This is a genomic window from Prochlorococcus sp. MIT 0801 (genome assembly GCF_000757865.1).
Lineage (GTDB): Bacteria > Cyanobacteriota > Cyanobacteriia > PCC-6307 > Cyanobiaceae > Prochlorococcus_B.
In genome coordinates, this window is sequence record NZ_CP007754.1 from 165,723 (window position 1) to 181,692 (window position 15,970).

The 15,970-nt window shown below is 34.5% G+C and carries 21 protein-coding genes and 1 tRNA gene; 13 read left to right on the plus strand and 9 right to left on the minus strand.

Annotated features, from left to right (window positions below; all coding sequences use genetic code 11):
* Positions 1-7: 7 nt before the first annotated feature.
* Both EW15_RS00825 and EW15_RS00830 read right to left on the minus strand, forming a co-directional pair.
* The gene (locus tag EW15_RS00825; protein WP_038650762.1) at positions 8-685 is read right to left on the minus strand and encodes a RibD family protein; all 678 of its coding nucleotides are present in this window, start codon (positions 683-685) and stop codon (positions 8-10) included.
* Positions 686-1,612 (minus strand): 6-carboxytetrahydropterin synthase, encoded by a 927-nt coding sequence (locus EW15_RS00830; protein ID WP_038650765.1) that lies wholly within the window; start codon positions 1,610-1,612, stop codon positions 686-688.
* 52 nt (positions 1,613-1,664) lie between these two features.
* Between EW15_RS00830 and EW15_RS00835 the strand changes: the two genes are divergently transcribed.
* Positions 1,665-2,261 carry a shikimate kinase gene (locus EW15_RS00835; protein ID WP_038650768.1) on the plus strand — a complete coding sequence of 199 codons (597 nt, stop codon included), beginning with the start codon at positions 1,665-1,667 and terminating at the stop codon, positions 2,259-2,261.
* Here EW15_RS00835 and EW15_RS00840 read toward each other — a convergent pair.
* Positions 2,215-2,478 (minus strand): chlororespiratory reduction protein 7, encoded by a 264-nt coding sequence (locus EW15_RS00840; RefSeq protein WP_011822969.1) that lies wholly within the window; start codon positions 2,476-2,478, stop codon positions 2,215-2,217. The genes EW15_RS00835 and EW15_RS00840 overlap by 47 nt on opposite strands.
* Between EW15_RS00840 and EW15_RS00845 the strand changes: the two genes are divergently transcribed.
* On the plus strand, positions 2,477-3,208 hold the full coding sequence (locus EW15_RS00845; RefSeq protein WP_038650774.1) for a DUF6816 family protein: 732 nt from the start codon (positions 2,477-2,479) through the stop codon (positions 3,206-3,208). The genes EW15_RS00840 and EW15_RS00845 overlap by 2 nt on opposite strands.
* On the opposite strand, the gene EW15_RS00850 is transcribed toward EW15_RS00845, so the two are convergent.
* The gene (locus EW15_RS00850; protein WP_225866578.1) at positions 3,195-3,929 is read right to left on the minus strand and encodes a glutathione S-transferase N-terminal domain-containing protein; all 735 of its coding nucleotides are present in this window, start codon (positions 3,927-3,929) and stop codon (positions 3,195-3,197) included. The genes EW15_RS00845 and EW15_RS00850 overlap by 14 nt on opposite strands.
* A gap of 45 nt (positions 3,930-3,974) precedes the next feature.
* Here EW15_RS00850 and EW15_RS00855 point away from each other — a divergent pair, with 45 nt between their 5' ends.
* The 4 genes from EW15_RS00855 (at position 3,975) to EW15_RS00870 (ending at position 7,094) form a co-directional block, all read left to right on the plus strand.
* The gene (locus EW15_RS00855) at positions 3,975-4,181 is read left to right on the plus strand and encodes a DUF751 family protein (protein WP_038650777.1); all 207 of its coding nucleotides are present in this window, start codon (positions 3,975-3,977) and stop codon (positions 4,179-4,181) included.
* A gap of 2 nt (positions 4,182-4,183) precedes the next feature.
* The gene (gene rbfA, locus EW15_RS00860) at positions 4,184-4,555 is read left to right on the plus strand and encodes a 30S ribosome-binding factor RbfA (RefSeq protein ID WP_038650780.1); all 372 of its coding nucleotides are present in this window, start codon (positions 4,184-4,186) and stop codon (positions 4,553-4,555) included.
* 17 nt (positions 4,556-4,572) lie between these two features.
* On the plus strand, positions 4,573-6,207 hold the full coding sequence (locus EW15_RS00865) for a glycoside hydrolase family 3 N-terminal domain-containing protein (RefSeq protein WP_038650783.1): 1,635 nt from the start codon (positions 4,573-4,575) through the stop codon (positions 6,205-6,207).
* Positions 6,208-6,293: 86 nt separating this feature from the next.
* Entirely contained in the window at positions 6,294-7,094 is an 801-nt protein-coding gene (locus tag EW15_RS00870; RefSeq protein ID WP_038650786.1) for a uroporphyrinogen-III synthase, read from the plus strand.
* Between the two features lie 2 nt (positions 7,095-7,096).
* Here EW15_RS00870 and EW15_RS00875 read toward each other — a convergent pair whose 3' ends face one another.
* The gene (locus EW15_RS00875; protein WP_038650789.1) at positions 7,097-7,549 is read right to left on the minus strand and encodes an SRPBCC family protein; all 453 of its coding nucleotides are present in this window, start codon (positions 7,547-7,549) and stop codon (positions 7,097-7,099) included.
* A 3-nt stretch (positions 7,550-7,552) separates the two neighbouring features.
* A complete protein-coding gene (gene zds / locus EW15_RS00880; RefSeq protein ID WP_038650792.1) occupies positions 7,553-9,013 on the minus strand; it encodes a 9,9'-di-cis-zeta-carotene desaturase in 1,461 nt (486 codons plus the stop codon).
* A gap of 105 nt (positions 9,014-9,118) precedes the next feature.
* Between zds and EW15_RS00885 the strand changes: the two genes are divergently transcribed.
* The gene (locus tag EW15_RS00885) at positions 9,119-9,508 is read left to right on the plus strand and encodes an iron-sulfur cluster assembly accessory protein (protein ID WP_038650795.1); all 390 of its coding nucleotides are present in this window, start codon (positions 9,119-9,121) and stop codon (positions 9,506-9,508) included.
* A gap of 28 nt (positions 9,509-9,536) precedes the next feature.
* Positions 9,537-9,956 (plus strand): tetratricopeptide repeat protein, encoded by a 420-nt coding sequence (locus EW15_RS00890; RefSeq protein WP_038650798.1) that lies wholly within the window; start codon positions 9,537-9,539, stop codon positions 9,954-9,956.
* Positions 9,957-9,982: 26 nt separating this feature from the next.
* Here EW15_RS00890 and EW15_RS00895 read toward each other — a convergent pair whose 3' ends face one another.
* Complete coding sequence (locus tag EW15_RS00895) at positions 9,983-10,912, minus strand: TIGR01777 family oxidoreductase (protein ID WP_038650801.1); 930 nt, start codon at positions 10,910-10,912, stop codon at positions 9,983-9,985.
* A gap of 189 nt (positions 10,913-11,101) precedes the next feature.
* Here EW15_RS00895 and EW15_RS00900 point away from each other — a divergent pair, with 189 nt between their 5' ends.
* A complete protein-coding gene (locus EW15_RS00900; protein ID WP_038650804.1) occupies positions 11,102-11,365 on the plus strand; it encodes an NAD(P)H-quinone oxidoreductase subunit O in 264 nt (87 codons plus the stop codon).
* A 26-nt stretch (positions 11,366-11,391) separates the two neighbouring features.
* Here the strand turns inward: EW15_RS00900 and EW15_RS00905 are convergent, their stop codons facing one another.
* Both EW15_RS00905 and cysK read right to left on the minus strand, forming a co-directional pair.
* Positions 11,392-12,045: a J domain-containing protein gene (locus tag EW15_RS00905; RefSeq protein WP_038650806.1), complete on the minus strand. Its 654-nt coding sequence runs from the start codon at positions 12,043-12,045 to the stop codon at positions 11,392-11,394.
* Positions 12,046-12,066: 21 nt separating this feature from the next.
* Complete coding sequence (gene cysK, locus EW15_RS00910) at positions 12,067-13,035, minus strand: cysteine synthase A (RefSeq protein WP_038650809.1); 969 nt, start codon at positions 13,033-13,035, stop codon at positions 12,067-12,069.
* A gap of 143 nt (positions 13,036-13,178) precedes the next feature.
* On the opposite strand from cysK, the gene EW15_RS00915 reads away from it, so the two are divergent.
* The 4 genes from EW15_RS00915 to EW15_RS00930 all read left to right on the plus strand — a co-directional run bounded on the left by EW15_RS00915 (position 13,179) and on the right by EW15_RS00930 (position 15,898).
* A complete protein-coding gene (locus EW15_RS00915; RefSeq protein WP_225866579.1) occupies positions 13,179-14,744 on the plus strand; it encodes a glycosyltransferase family 39 protein in 1,566 nt (521 codons plus the stop codon).
* A gap of 82 nt (positions 14,745-14,826) precedes the next feature.
* Positions 14,827-15,087 (plus strand): hypothetical protein, encoded by a 261-nt coding sequence (locus tag EW15_RS00920; RefSeq protein WP_038650815.1) that lies wholly within the window; start codon positions 14,827-14,829, stop codon positions 15,085-15,087.
* A gap of 23 nt (positions 15,088-15,110) precedes the next feature.
* Positions 15,111-15,797 carry an ABC transporter ATP-binding protein gene (locus EW15_RS00925; protein WP_038650818.1) on the plus strand — a complete coding sequence of 229 codons (687 nt, stop codon included), beginning with the start codon at positions 15,111-15,113 and terminating at the stop codon, positions 15,795-15,797.
* Positions 15,798-15,826: 29 nt separating this feature from the next.
* Positions 15,827-15,898 (plus strand) — tRNA-Asn (locus EW15_RS00930).
* The last annotated feature ends 72 nt before the right edge of the window (positions 15,899-15,970 follow it).

The window sequence follows — 15,970 nt, forward strand, 5'->3', positions numbered from 1 at the left end:
TCTATATTCAGGATAAATGATTTCTAAAGTATCTAATAAGTAATTCGTTATTACCTATCTTTTTACTTTCTTTTAGAATCCAGCTATTCTTTTTATTCATGATTGTATTTAAGTTCCTTAATTCAGATGAAACCCAGCAGTAATCTCCTCCTATAAGATGAGGTGTAATTGTGATTTGTAATTCATCTATTAGATTCTCTAAAAGAAAAGCTGAAATAAGATTTGCACCTCCAAGTAATACAATTTTCGCAATTCCTTTCTGATACAAATCATCAAGAGAATCACGCCATGTGATTTTTAAATTTATTCTTTTATCGAATCCATCAGGAAGCATAATCTCATTTTTCTTATCTTGCATTTGGAGCAACCATCTTTGAAGAGGTTGTTGAAAAAAAAGCCAATTTCCTGGAAAATCTATTTGATTGCTTGCTATAAGAGCAATTGGCTGTTCGTTCTTGCCTTCTGAAGTTCTTTTTTTTAGTAAGCTTTTATTTTTAATTAAACAAATTGATTGATGATCTCTCAGTGTTTGCCCTCCCATTAAAATCCCATCTGACCAAGCAAGTGATTCTTCTAAAACCAAACGATCACCAGATTGACCTAATTGAGTTTTCCCTCCTTCTGGATATGCGATACGTCCATCAATACTAGAAGCTAAAACTAATTTAACCCATTTTTTTTTCAATTATCTCAGCAAACCAACCTGATTCTTAGAGTCTTTGGTATCGCTTGTTGATTCAGGTACGTTTGCATAAACTTCTGCAGCATTATTAGGACTTTCCTGTAGTTTTATCTTATATAAATTAGCCCCAATCGCATTAATTGGATTAGTTAATTTATCTGAAATGTGTAATGCAATATTTTCAGCTGTAGGTACACAATTTGCAAAATAAGGAATGTCTTTATTTAAAAAGGTATGATCAAAAGGTTCTACAACTAAATCATTTATTAAACTATTTAATGCAGATAAATCACATATCATTCCAGTTCTAGGATTAATCTTTCCTTTGACAGTTATATCTACTAAGTAATTGTGACCATGTCCATTAGGTCGAGCACATTTTCCGAATATTTTTTCGTTTTCGGTTTGAGGTAGGTCTTCTCTGGCTAAGCGATGAGCGGCTGAGAAGTGTGTTTGAACTGTTAAATAAGCATCCATAGCATTTCCTTGATAGTCAGCCCAGAGTTTTGGGTTTTCGTAAAGACGAAGAGATTTTAGGGGTAAGTGAGATTTAAGGCGCTCCCATATAATACGAACTAAACTTTCAGTTGTGGGCAAGCAACCTTCGGGTTTAGAAAGGTCAAACTCAGGCCATGTGTCATTTAAAAAACGAAAGTCAAGCTGACTTGTTACTTCATTTTTTATGGCATGTTTTACATCTGAAAGGTTTAAGACCATGCCATATTTATTAAGATCTCCTTCCATGGTTACGATTAACTCGTAATTATGTCCGTGGCCAGGAGCTATTGAGCATGGGCCAAACAAAGCTGAATTATCATCATCAGATAATTCAGGAAGCCTATAAAGGTGGCTTGCGCTAAAGCAGGCTCGCCTTGTGATTACACAGGTTCTCCCCTCTCCGTGAGGGAAATTCGATGTGATTGCTTCCATAAATTTTTCACATCAACATACATCTTAATAACTTTTAGTTACTTCTGTCTTTATGGCTGTCCAATCAACCCCTAAAACTCTTAAAGAAAAGTTAGGTGGTAGAAATATATTTTTGATAGGAATGATGGGTTCTGGCAAAAGTCAAACGGGTCCAGTTCTAGCAAAAATGATCAATTATGCTTTTGTTGATACTGATGATGTTATAGAAAAAGCATCTAAAGAATCTATTTCATCTATTTTTGAAAAAGATGGAGAAAAAGTCTTTAGGGATGTTGAAAAAAAAGTTTTAAAAGAAATTAGTCAACATCATTCTCTTGTAATTGCTACCGGAGGTGGTTTAGTTACCTTGCCTGAAAACTGGGGCGTTCTTCATCAAGGAATAGTTATTTGGTTAGATCTTGATTTGAAACGTTCACTTAAACGATTAGAAAGTGATCAAAAGAGACGCCCTTTACTACTTGGGGATAATTTAGCTGAGAATTTTAGTCAGATTTATGAAAGTAGAAAACCAATATATTTAGAGTCAGATTTGAGAATAGAAGTTGAGGATCAATCACCATATGAGGTCGCTACTATGGTTGCTGAACATTTGCCAAGCATCCTTATTGACCCGGAGACTCAAGCCGAACGGCATACCACTGAATTGTAAAACCTGTTTTGATTTCTAGGTCGCAGGCTGTATCAAGTAAATGTTGAGCCGCTTCTGCTATGGAAGACTTACAGTCAAGATCCAATGGTAATGAATCGAATTTATTTAACCAAGATTGAAGCCATAAAAGAGTTTGTTCTTTATCCAGGAATTGTTCACTTTCGCCAGGAACCAACACAACATAATTATCCATTTCTCTAATTAAAGGATCAGACATGAGACAGAAATTTTTCTTTTTTTTAATTTCTATTTTAATTGTTTTTACTTACACAGTTCCTGCACTTGCTGAAAGTAGCCTTGAAATAAATAATTTTCAACCATCTAAGCTTTATGAACGCAAATCAATCTGGCCTGATTGGCGCCTTCCATCTTCCATTAAGCGCCCAGGATTGAAAGATGATTTAATTTACCCTGATTGGTTTGAAGGTGTATGGGATGTTACTAGCGAGATAGAAAGTGATCAGAATCAAGAACCTATTATTCATTCCGCTAAATTTATTCACAATACTTCTGGTGATTTAATAGCTGACCGTGAATACAACACTAAGTCTTATGCTTTGAGCACAAAGACTGGTGGTTTTTTATCAGTAAAGAATGATCCTAAATCTCCTAATCGTCAGTTTGCTAAATTAACGGAAGATAGGTATTTAGAGACAAAGATTATAGGAAGACTGCAAGAAAAAATAGACAATAATATTTTTATTACTGATGAATTAATTTTACAAATCCTTCATACACCAGAATTTAGCAGGGTTAGCCAGGTCGAAACATTAACTGAATTTAAAAAATGTGGATCTATTCAAAATAATAAAATAAATATGAGTGATTTTAATATTTGTGGAGAACAATTTCAGGCGATTTATAATCAACCTGGGCAAAATCTGATTTCTTTGCCAATTAAAACAGAGAAATCCAAATTAATACTTAGAAAGACTAATGATGATTAGTTATTGCTAATTGATCTTCAATGAAGTCTCTCCATTTAAAAAGATTTTGCAGACTTGGATCGTTTACATATATAGAACAACCTTGGCCAGTTAGATTTTCTCCAGATGAATTTGGGAATTTGAGTAATGATAAGTGTGATGCTACAGAAATATCAGCAACAGAAAGCTTGTCTCCAATAAGAAAGTTTTCTTGATTAATTAAATTTGATAGGTTTTCTAGATTTAATTTTAGAGATTCTTTTTCTTTCTGGTTTATTAATCCAGAAATTTGACTAGCAATCTTTGTAGGAATATTAAAAAGAGGTTTTTGCATAGAATCCCAAATTTTGTTGGAGAATAAAGAGGAAATCAATTTTGGATTCTTCGACAGCTCTTCCAAAAAGACAATTTTTATAGATTTTGCCAAAGTTGTATCTGCCCAATTCTCAATTATTTGGACTTGAGAGGCTTCCTTTAGACCCTCTGGAATTAATTTTGGTTCTATTTCAATTTTCTCTAAGTGTCGTATTATTGAGCTTGAATCATGGATTATTGTTTCGTTATCAAAAAGCACGGGTAATTTCTTTTGTCCTGTTTTTTGAAAGATATCTATTTGCCCAACGGCTGGAGTTATCTCAACGGTTCGATATTCAAGCTTTTTTGCAGCCAAAGCCATTCTTACTTTCAAGCAATAAGGTGAGTGCCTAAATTGATGAAGTTCCAACATTTTAGGTGCCTTCAAATGGTTAGCAGAGTAGCTATTAATTCAGTCTTTTGGTGGTGAAAAATGGGTGAGTTTTTTTCTAATGTTTCTAGATATCCAAAATATCTCATCACGATAATCTTGGGGGTTTTCACCGCTGCAATTTCTCCATTAATTAAAAGAGGTAGTAATCCGATCACAGCGATTGCTCTCGTTGGGGCGATGTTAAGCGGACTTCTGACAATAGTTTTCTTATTAAAGGCTATGGCTTTCCCTGAGGCAATTACTTAGTTATGGCTAATTCAAGAAGGGTTGAAAAATTAGCAGCTTTACTAAAAAGAGAAGTTAGTGAGCTTTTAGTTAATGGGATTAGAGATGAAAGAATTCATCAAGCTATGATTACCATTACATCTGTTGAAGTTTCAGGTGATTTACAGCATGCAAGAATTTTTATCAGTCTTTTTGGTGAAGAGAAAAAAAAGGATGAAGTATTAGTTGGTTTAGAGGAAGCAAAGGGATTTATTCGTGCTGAGCTTGCTCAAAGACTTCAAATGAGAAGATCTCCTGAGCTTGTATTTAAGATTGATAAAGGTATGACAAAAGGTCCTGCAGTTTTAGATCTTCTCAATGCATTAGAACTTGAACGTAAAAGTAAAGACTTATAGATCAATCCAAATTCTTGATGAATAAATCTGATCTTAGAAGACAAGTAGCTGAATTATTTGTAGTTCGAGCAAGTGGATTTAATCTTGATTCGCAACGTCTATACCCTAACTTAGAGGAATCTAATTCAAATCTAAAAAGACTTTTAGAAGAAGGTGTTGGTGGAGTTATTCTTCTAGGAGGAACTGTAAAAGAATTAGAAATTCGTTGCAATATCTTGAAAAAATGGTCTGGTAAACCTCTTCTTTTATGTGCTGATATTGAGGAAGGTGTTGGTCAAAGATTTTATGGAGGAACAAAGTTTGTTCCTCCAATGGGTATTGCTCAGATTTATAAAAAAGATCAAACTTTAGCAATTTCTATTGCTGAGAAGATTGGTTATTTTACTGGTAAAGAAGCAAAAAAAATTGGTTTAAATTGGCTATTAGCCCCAGTCTGTGATATCAATAACAATCCAAATAACCCAGTTATAAATCTAAGAGCTTGGGGGGAAGAGCCTGAAACAGTAAAAAGTTTAACTTGTGCTTTTCAGCGGGGTGTTTCTAGATCAAAAATGCTAACTTGTGCAAAACATTTTCCTGGGCATGGAAATTCCGAAGTTGACTCTCACTTGGATCTGCCAGAAATACATAATGACTTATCTAAATTAGAGAAATTTGAGTTAATTCCATTTAAGTCTTTAATCAATCAAGGAGTAAATAGTGTCATGATCGGGCATTTACTTTTTCCAAAGATTGATCCTATTTTTCCTGCAACACTTTCAAAAAGAGTGGTTACTGATTTGTTACGTATCAAATTTAAATTCGATGGTTTAGTAGTCAGTGATGCCTTAGTTATGAATGCAATTACAAATAAATATAGTAGTGGTAAGGCTGCAGTTATGGCATTTGATGCAGGAATTGATTTGATTATGATGCCAAAAGATATTGATGAGGCAATTGATTCTCTTACCGATGCTTTTTATTCAGGAAAAATTTCTTTAGAAAGGTTAAATGTATCTAGAGAAAGAAGAAAAAAACAACTTGATTTAGTTAGAAATGAGGAGGATTTTAAAAAAGAAGATTTGAACAATGAAGATATTAAAAATAAATTTTTATTGGATGCCTCTAAGTTTAGTAATTCTATAATAAAAAGTTCAATTTTTGTACGAGAAGAAAGTACTATAAAAGCTGAATTTAATGATATAAATCTTATACAAATTGATAATTTTGATCAAGTGTCTAACAAATTTTTTCCTGCATTAGATTTACCTAAGGCAGTAGGTTTTAAAAATTTAATTATACATCCACTTGGTATCAGTCCGTGGGGAAAAACTAATAAAAGATTTTTAGAATCGGGACAATTTGGTAATAGTAAAATTCTTGCTCAGCTTTTTGTGAGAGGTAAACCATTTGTTGGATTAGATTATCATAATGATCATTGGATAGACGCTTTAAAAAATTTGGAAATTGAGAAAAGATTATCGGGAATTATTATATACGGATGTCCATATTTATATGATAAAATAAAAAAAAATATTCAATATACTACTCCTTTGGCTTACAGTCCTAGCCAAACAGAAGAAGCACAAAATGAAATTTTAAGTCGTATTTTACAATCAAAAACAACTCAAAAGGAAATTGATAAAGAATCAAGCATAGAATTTACTGATTGAAAATTCTTTAATTGAGAATTTTGTATTTAAGAAAAATCCTATTATTGTTTAAATGACTGCATCGTTTTTCTTTAGACTTCTTACGAATGAAGCATACAAAAATGGCTTTAACCGACAAGAAGATAATTATTACTCGTGCCCAAGAACAGACTTCAGAGGCTCGTGAGATCTTTAGGGAGATTGGGGCTGAGGTATTCGATCTTCCTTCATTAGTTATTGGACCTCCTGATGACTGGGCTCCTTTGGATGATGCTTTAAAGAAAATCTCAACCTTTGATTGGATTATCTTTTCTAGCGCAAATGGTGTTAGAAATGTTGAAGATAGAATGAGAGAAATTGGATTATCTTTGTCGAAAATTTCTAAGACTATTCAAATTGCTGCTGTAGGAAGAAAAACAGCTTCTTTGTTATCAGATATGGATGCAGAGATTAGTTTTGTTCCTCCTAGTTTTGTTGCAGATAGCTTGCTTGACTATTTCCCTCAGAATCAAAAAGGTTTAAAATTATTTATTCCTAGAGTACAAACCGGCGGCAGATCAATATTATCTGACTCTTTCAGATTAAAAGGAGCAGAGGTTACTGAAGTAGCTGCTTATGAATCTTCTTGTCCTAAATATATACCTCAAAAGACTATAGAAGCTTTGAAGAGTGGAGAAATAGATATTATTGCTTTTACTAGTGGTAAAACAGTAATAAATACTGTTAGCTTATTTAATAAATACTTTGGTGGAAATTGGTTTAAATTGATTGAAAAGATCAAACTTGTTTCGATTGGACCTCAAACAACTATTAGTTGTAAAAAACTTATTAGAAAACCTGATGAAGAGGCTGAACCACATGATCTAGAAGGATTATTAAAAGCTTGCTTAGAGCTAAAATTTAATTAAATTCAAGCTGATTTTTCTACGAGTTCTTTAAACCCGTCAAGATTTTTCTGTAATTCTTTTGTGACCATCCCTCCAAGAATATTTGCTTTCATTAGATTTGCTAAAACTTGAGGCAATTCATAAGATATTTTTAATTTAACTACAGTTTTAGAGCTCTCTTCATTATAAAACCGTACTGAACCCTTAGTAGGTAAACCACCAACTGATTTCCATTCCAATTTCTCTGCTTCTACTCTTTCCATGATTTGAGCTTTCCATTTAAAACGAAAGCCATTAGCTGCAAGTGTCCACTCTGTTAAATCAGGAAGTGTAGAGGTTTTTTGATCGACTGCCTTAACCGACTCAATCCAAGTCATCCACAAAGGCATCGAATCTAAATCACTCCAAAACTTCCAAACAAGTTCAACTGGAGCATGAATTTCACTTATCACTGTGTGATCAAGCCACTTTCCCATTTCTTAAGCAACCGAAGAATTTTTTGCTAGTGAAACAGACTTTGAGAGCATTGCTGAAGCAGCAAGATGTCCGCTCATTGTTGCTCCTTCCATAGAGTCAATGTAGTCCTGTTTTGTGTAACTGCCTGCTAAGAAGAAATTACTAAAAGAAGTTTTTTGATCTGGTCTATATGGCTCCATTCCAGGAGCCTCTCTGTAGAGAGAATGAGAAACCTTGACCACATTGCTCCACAAAAGCTTTAAATCTCTTGAAGAAGGGAAAAGTGACCTAACTTGTAAATCAGTATGTTTTACAAGTTCATCAGAGGATTTGGTGATCCATGGATCTCCAGGGGTTAAAACGCATTGCAGTAAAGAGCCCTGACCTTCTTTCTTATAGTCTTCTGGGCTTGATAAGGCTAAATCTGCAAAACAACTAAAATCAGCATCGGCTGTGTATAACAAGTTGTCTAAACCAGATGGATTGTTTAGGTTTTTTTGAGCTTGTTTATTATTGATCTCTGTTACCCAGCCATCATATCTAAGTTGTACAGTCGCGACTGGGACAGCATCAAGCTTAAAAAGTAAGTCGAACTCTTTAAAACGTCTCCATGATCTAGGAATTATTCTTTTTATACCAGACACATCGCATGCAGCTAGATATTTGTCTGCTTGAATTTTTTTTTCACCCTCGGGAGTTTGGAGAGTTATTCCAGTAACAGATGGATGATCAGAGTCATCTGAATGAATTTCTTTAACAATATTTTCTAAGTGAAGTCTTCCGCCTCTTTGTTCAATGTAATCAAGTATTGGCTTAGTTAGCCATTTGTGGGGTGATCCCTTCAATAGGTTGAGCTTGGATGCCTCTGTCTTAGAAGCGAACATCATAAAGATGGTAAGCATGCATCTTGCAGAAATGGCTTCACAATCAATGAATCCCAGCGCATATGCAATCGGATTCCACATCCTTTTGATACTATTTATGCTTCCTCCATGGTTCAGAAACCATTGTTGAAAGCTTATAGAATCTAGTGATCGTATTGTTTTCATCGCACCCTCGTAGTCAATCAGCCCTCTTACTATCGGACTTGTTCCAAGTGCAAGAGCATTCCTTAGTTTGTCAATCCAATTTAATTGAGGTGTAGTGAAGAAGGCTTTTAAGCCGTTAAAAGGAGCTCCCGCAAAAAATCTAAAATCAAGTGATTTAATGTCACCGCCCTTATTAACAAAAAGGTGAGTGTGGTCTTTTGGTAAAAGATTTTCAAACGCGCCTACTTTTCTCATTAATTCAAACAGATTTGCATAGTTGAAAAAGAAGACATGCAAACCCATCTCTATGTGATTGCCATCGGAATCTTCCCAGCTTCCAACTTTGCCTCCCATAAAAGGTTTTGCTTCGTATAGGTCGACGTCATGTCCTTCATCAACAAGGTCAACTGCAGCAGTTAATCCTGCTAAACCTGCACCTATTATTGCGATTTTCACTCGTTTAATTAGATGGATACACTAACTCTATGAATAAAAACTCTTTTTTGGCACTTTTAAAATCGAATATAATTAATAGAGTGTTATTAAAGTTCAGAAAAAACAATGAGTGAATCAAACGCACCGCCCACAATTCATAAAGCTCAAGGTGGCAAAGGAGTTCTTATTACCACTCCTGCTTTGGATCAGTTGTCTAGACTTTGCAAAGAACAAGGCTCAGGGAAATTACTGAGAGTAGGAGTACGTTCTGGAGGATGCAGTGGTATGAGTTACACAATGGACTTTGTGTCTGATGATGATATTCAGAAAGATGATGAAGTCTATGAATATTCAGTAGGCACAAGTTCTTTTAAAGTGATTTGTGATCCAAAGAGTCTTTTGTATATATATGGTATGCAGTTAGATTTCAGTACAGATTTAATTGGTGGAGGTTTTAACTTTACTAATCCCAATGCGTCACAAACTTGCGGCTGTGGAAGTTCCTTTGCAGTTTAACTTTAATTAAAAGAATTTTTAAATAACAATGGATCAACCAGATGAAAGCCTTTTTGAAGAAGCCCTAAATCGATATAAGGCTGGTTCACCAGCAGATGAATTGATTGAAGATTTTCAGAAAATAGCCTCTACTACTCCAAATAATGCTGCTGCATGGACATGCTTGTCTTGGTTGCAATTGTTATGTGACTCGCCTCAGGAAGCCTTGCGCTCTGCTCGGTATGCAGTGAAACTTAACGGTCAAGATCCGCAGTCAAGGATAAATTTGAGTCTTGCTTTGTTAGAAACTAATTCTAAAGGAGTTAGAGATCATATTGATTATGTCAAAAGAGCTATGCTAGTTCTTCCTGAATTAGAAAAAGAATTAAAAGAATCATTTGAAGATGGTCTTTCACGAAAGCCTGATTGGAAAACGTTACTGAAAATAAAAAATTGGTTAGACCTTTGATTTCTAATTAGATTCCAATAAAAATTTTAAGCTAATGTTGATTTGAAAGCCTCATTAATTGTGGGGAAATTGAATTTAAATTTGAGTTTATTTAATCTTTGAGTTTGTACGTTTTGTCCCTCTAAAACTACACGAGCTCCATCTCCTAAAATTAACTTCAATATTGGCCCAGGAACTGCGAAAAGACTTGGTCTGCCGAGTACTTGACCAAGTGAATTAGAGAACTCATTCATTCGTACAGGATTTGGTGCAACACCATTCACGACACCTGACCAAGCAGAATTTTTCACACTTTCGTTAATAAGATTACAAAGATCTGTTCTATGTATCCAGCTCATCCATTGTTTTCCATCTCCTATAGGACCTCCAAGACCAGCTCTAAAAATGGGGAGCATTTTCCCAAGTGCTCCGCCATCTTTAGCTAATACGATTCCAATTCTCACAATTAAAAGACGAGTCGCTCTAGGTTTGTTTTTTGCACTAGATTCCCATTCTTTGCATAGATTTGCTAGAAAATCATCACCTTGAATATTCTCTTCAGTGAATTCAGTTTGAGGATGTGAACCATAGAAACCAATAGCTGAGGCATTAATAAGAACTTTTGGGGGTTTTCTTAGATTCCGTAGGCTTTTAATCAGATTCTTTGTTGTCTCTATGCGACTATTTGTAATTTCTTTACAATGGTCGGTAGTCCATCTTTTTTCAGCAATCGGTTCGCCAGCAAGATTGATGACCCCTTCGCAGTTTTTAAGAGAGCTTTGAATTGCTTCTTTATCCCAAGACGAGGACTCAGCTGGATTCATTTGTATGAAATTGGTGTTTTGGTGATTAGCTATGGTTTTAAGTTTTTCTTTTGATTGTCTCGATATGATTGTGAGGCTATGTCCCTCCTTAATGAGCAAAGGAATTAATTCTCTTCCGATAAAACCAGTACATCCAGTAAGTAGTAATTTCATGATTTCTCTAATCAGTTTTGATCAGCTTAGAGGGATTTTGATTGACTTATGGTGTTGATCCATCAAGAATATTTGCGTTATGGAATTTGCAATTAATTAATGAAGCGATTTTTATCATTTTGTTTTAACTGCTATTCTTCATTTAAATATTTGAATTAAGTCATTAATCTTTTTTATTAATTATTTAAAATGTCTGAACAAACCGGAAAAATAGATGATTCACAATCACCTCCAAAGGTACAAAAGAAACTCAGAAAAGGAGATCTTATAAAAGTTGATCGTGAAAAATATTCTAATAGCTTAGAATCTAAGGCGAGCGACACTAGTTTACCTGAATATATATTTCAAGGGCCCGGAGAAGTCTTATTGATTAAAGGTGATTACTGTCAAGTCAGATGGAGAAGACCAGTCCCTGATGTTTGGATAAATTCTGATCATATAGTCTCATATTAATTATCAATACATAACAAAAATTTGAACTATAGTATAAGCCATTCTTTTTTATTGCTTTGTAAAAATTTTCGTTTTCTCTTAGCAAGAGCAATCATTGCCTTACCGTCATAAAGATAATTGTCTACATAACCCATTGTATAACGCTCTAATTCATTAATACCATCCTCAACATGAGATAAACAATGATATAGATCTAAGCTGAAATCTCTTATGATTGAGGGACAAGCAAAGGATGTATAAATTTTTTTTATCTTAGTTATTTTATTTTTACTTTGCTCTAGATATAGACAGAAGGAATCCATTAATATTTCATCATAAGGATCAGCTGATAAATCTCTTATTTTTGAACCTAAAGGATTAATTATTTGTCCTAATAATTTATCAATAGGGAGGTATATATTCTGAAACCATTTTTTTAAATCTTCAGAATTAGAGTAATTATTAGTTTCTCTTTTGTATTCATCCTGCCTATAAACTTTTGAGTTATTAATTTTTTTGAAATTTAGATCTTTATGTTTTTTCTTTAATATTTCCCATGCTGAGTTTATTTCGAGCATTACTGCTGAATCTCCTCCTTTGTCTGGGTGATGTATTTTTACAAGTTTCCTATATGCTTTTTTAATCTCTTCAAGTTTTGCGCTGGGATGAACTTTCAATATTTGATATGGGTCGTTTCTCATTGTTGAATGATTATTTCTTTTTTAGAGGTACTCTTTCCCTTTTACTGGGTTTGCGGGGATGCCAGTAAACATTGTTGTTGATAGATATCTTTCACCAAAGCTAGGAAGGATAACAACCAATCGCTTATGAGCAAACTCAGGTTGATTTCCTACTTTTAAAGCAGCGGCGACTGCAGCACCACTGCTGACACCACTAAGTAATCCCTCTTCTTTGGCAAGTCTTCTTCCTATGTCCATTGCTTCATTATCATTGATTCTTATGATTTCATCAATTTGATTCATATCTAATACGTTAGGAATGAAACCAGCACCAATGCCTTGTATCGCATGAGATCCAGGATTCCCTCCTGACAGAACTGGGCTGGATGAAGGTTCTACCGCAAAAACTTTTATTTTTGGATTTTTTTGTTTTAAAAATCTTGCACAACCTGTGATTGTTCCCCCTGTTCCTACTCCTGCAATTAATGCATCAAGTTTGCCTTCGCAATCTTCCCAAATTTCTTCAGCGGTCGTTTTTTCATGAATTTCAGGATTGGATAAATTATCGAATTGCTGAAGCAAATATGCATTAGGTATAGAAACTACCAATTCCTTTGCGAGCTGAATGGCGCCTTGGATTCCTTCTTTGCCAGGGGTTAGTTGAAGCTCTGCTCCAAAAGCTCTTAACATTGAGCGTCTTTCAGTACTCATTGTGTCAGGCATTGTAAGTATGAGCCGATAACCTTTTGCTGCCGCAACCATGGCTAATGCAATTCCTGTGTTCCCGCTAGTTGGTTCAATCAGTACAGTATGTCCTGGTTTGATTGTTCCCTCCTTTTCCGCTGATTTCACCATTGCGCCAGCTATTCGGTCTTTTACGGATGCTGTTGGGTTGAAACTTTCTAATTTTGCGATGATCTCTGATCTACAATTAAATTCATTAGGTAATCGATTCAGTTTGACCAAAGGTGTTTGGCCAACTAAAGATGTTATGTCATTAGCAATTGGCATGATCTTATTTTAAAAACTTGAATCAATTGCGAGGTAAAAGTTATTTAATAATTCAATTCTCTTTTAATAATGCTTGAAATTTTGTTATTCAAAAGCTTTATTGGCCTTTTAGAGATATAAATAGATGGAATAATTTTTTGATATTGACCGAGAGCATTTCCCATAACTGTAAGCCTCCAATTTTATGGATTTTTCTTTTTTGGACCATAGCTTGCGGAATTGCAATTGTCTCTCTGGGAAATTTGCCTTTAAGAGATTTTGATGAAGCAACTGTTGCAAGAGTTGCATTGGAATTAAACCAAAAAAGTGGACTTGAGCGATTGCTTCCTTCTATCTGGGATAAGCCTTATTTGAATAAACCTCCTGGATTACATTGGATAATCTCTTTTGCAATTGGAATAAGTCGAAATTTCCAAAATAATTTTGATTTTTTACCCTCGGAGTTTTGTATAAGATTTTTTCCAGCACTTTTTTCGACTTTTGTTATTCCATTGGGTGGTCTGATTCAGTGGAACTTGCGCCCTAAAGATCGAATAGCATGTTTAACCACATCAGCAATTTTATTGACTTTATTGCCAATTATTAGATACGGGCGAATGGCAATGTTAGATGGTACTCAGCTTAGTGCCATTGCACTTTTATGGTTTTGCTTGTCATCTATAAAAAATAATAGGTCTACTAAATTTAATTTTTTAGGAGCTGGATTTGCCTGCAGTTTCATGCTTTTACTTAAAGCCCCTGTAATTATCCCTGCACTATTTGCATCTTTGTTACCTTTGATTTGGGAATATAAATCAAAAAATTATTCAAATAATCTTTCATGGGCCTGGTTCTTCTATGGATTAATTCCTGGTTTTGCTTGGCATTTATGGAATTTCGTTTCCTATGGTTCAGGAGCTTTCTGGTTGTGGTGGGGAGATGGAGCAGGAAGAGTTTTATTTGAAAAAGGCTCAGGTAGTGAGCTAGGAGTTTTGGTACCAATAATTGAAATATTTGAAGGGGGATGGCCTTGGATTCTTGTATGGCCAATTGGTTTTTTGTGGGCATGCTTTAGCCTTAATACTCGTTGGGGAGTTTGGGCTTTTAGTACTCAGATAATTATTGCAGGAAGTATTTTACCTCTAAAGATGCAACTTCCTTGGTATATACATCCATTTTGGTTGCCTTTTGCTTTGGTCTGCGGCCCCCCCGTCTCTTGGTTAATTCAAAGAGAAGAGAATGGTTATTTTTTCACTAAAAAAATATTAAGAAAGATTCCGTACATACTTTCTTTGATTGGACTATGCTTATTTGCTTTTTCTTTATTAATTAAGTTAAAGATTCTCAACGTTGGAGAAGGTTACTTTTATGCAATTTTTTTTATTAGTTTAGCTTGGTTTTTTGGGGGATTATCATTATCTAATTCAAGAAAGAATATTAGAAAGATGGGTTTTATTGGTTTGATTTTTGGAAGCATAATAGGTTTATTCTTTTTTGTGAGTTCTAAATTTTGGTTATGGGAAATAAATGAAAACTGGGATGTAAGACCTGTAGCTGAATTTATACATGACTTTCCTAATCAAAAAATTTTTATTAGAAATAGCTTTGAGCGTCCAAGTTTAAATTGGTATTCAGGAAAACAAATCAAAAGTTTCGACGAAGAAAATAAAAGTAAATGCAAAGTAATTAAGAAAACTAATGATTGGGATCTATATACATGTAATGATTAAATAAAATATTATTATTAACATATTTTTCTCTTCTTCTGCTTTTATTTGTAAGAATAAATTAGTAATAACGTTCTTCTGAAAAGTGTATTGTATTGAGCTTACTATTAAACTAAGTCCTATGCCTTTGGTGGTTCAGAGAAAAGAGCATGGAGATGCAAAGAGGCTTTATTCTGAAGTAATAGATTCTATCAAAAATGGTAATCCAAGGCTCCTAGAATTGACTTGTGAAAAAGTAGAAGATAAAAGAATTACTTTTCTTGTAAGCGAAATTACAGCTGTACAAATTTATGAAAAGACTAGTAGCAGCACTAGCAAACGGCCTGGATTTTCACTCCAGAATTAAGAAACAATAGGAGTCATTCAATTTTGGAACGAACCAATTCGTCTGGCTATTTGGAATTTGATCAAGTCTCTTTTTCTTGGCCCAATGGAGTCAAAGTCATAGATCAATGCTCTTTTTCAATTGTAAAACCTGGTTTGTGGATGCTGGTTGGTGAAAACGGAAGCGGTAAAAGCACCTTGTTTCGCTTGATAAATGGAGGGATTCGACCTAAGAGCGGAAAAATTTTCTGTTCTCTCAGCCCAACAATGGTTTATCAAAATCCAGATCACCAATTGCTTATGCCAACATGTAAAAGTGAGTTGATGCTTAGCGTTCCTAAAACCATTCCCAAAACTAATCTATTGGACTTAATTCATTCTGCTCTTGAAAAAGTGGACTTGTGTGAAATGTTGGATAGGCCTATTCATACTTTAAGTGGTGGCCAAAAGCAGCGTTTAGCTCTTGCTGGAGCAATTGTTAGCAATTCAAATTTACTTTTACTTGATGAGCCCACAGCTCTATTGGACCCTCAAAGTCAAAATTCAGTTTTGAAAGTTATGAAAAAATTGACAAGTTCCTCTGCTGATCCAATTACAGCAATATGGGTTACTCATCGATTGGAAGAATTATATTTTTGTGATGGAGCGGCAATTCTTAAAAATGGAGCTATCAGCAGTTGGAATTCTGGTTCAAAAGTGTTCCAAGAAATAAAATCACTTGCCCTTAGGTAGCTGGCAAGGGTAAGTTCTTAATGTTGTAATCCTCGGTAGCTCAGCGGTAGAGCGATCGGCTGTTAACCGATTGGTCGCAGGTTCGAATCCCGCCCGGGGAGTTTTTAAAGGTAAATGTAAATTTGTTTTTACATAAGAATAAATTTGTTGATTTTTAAGTTTGAAAAAAAAGT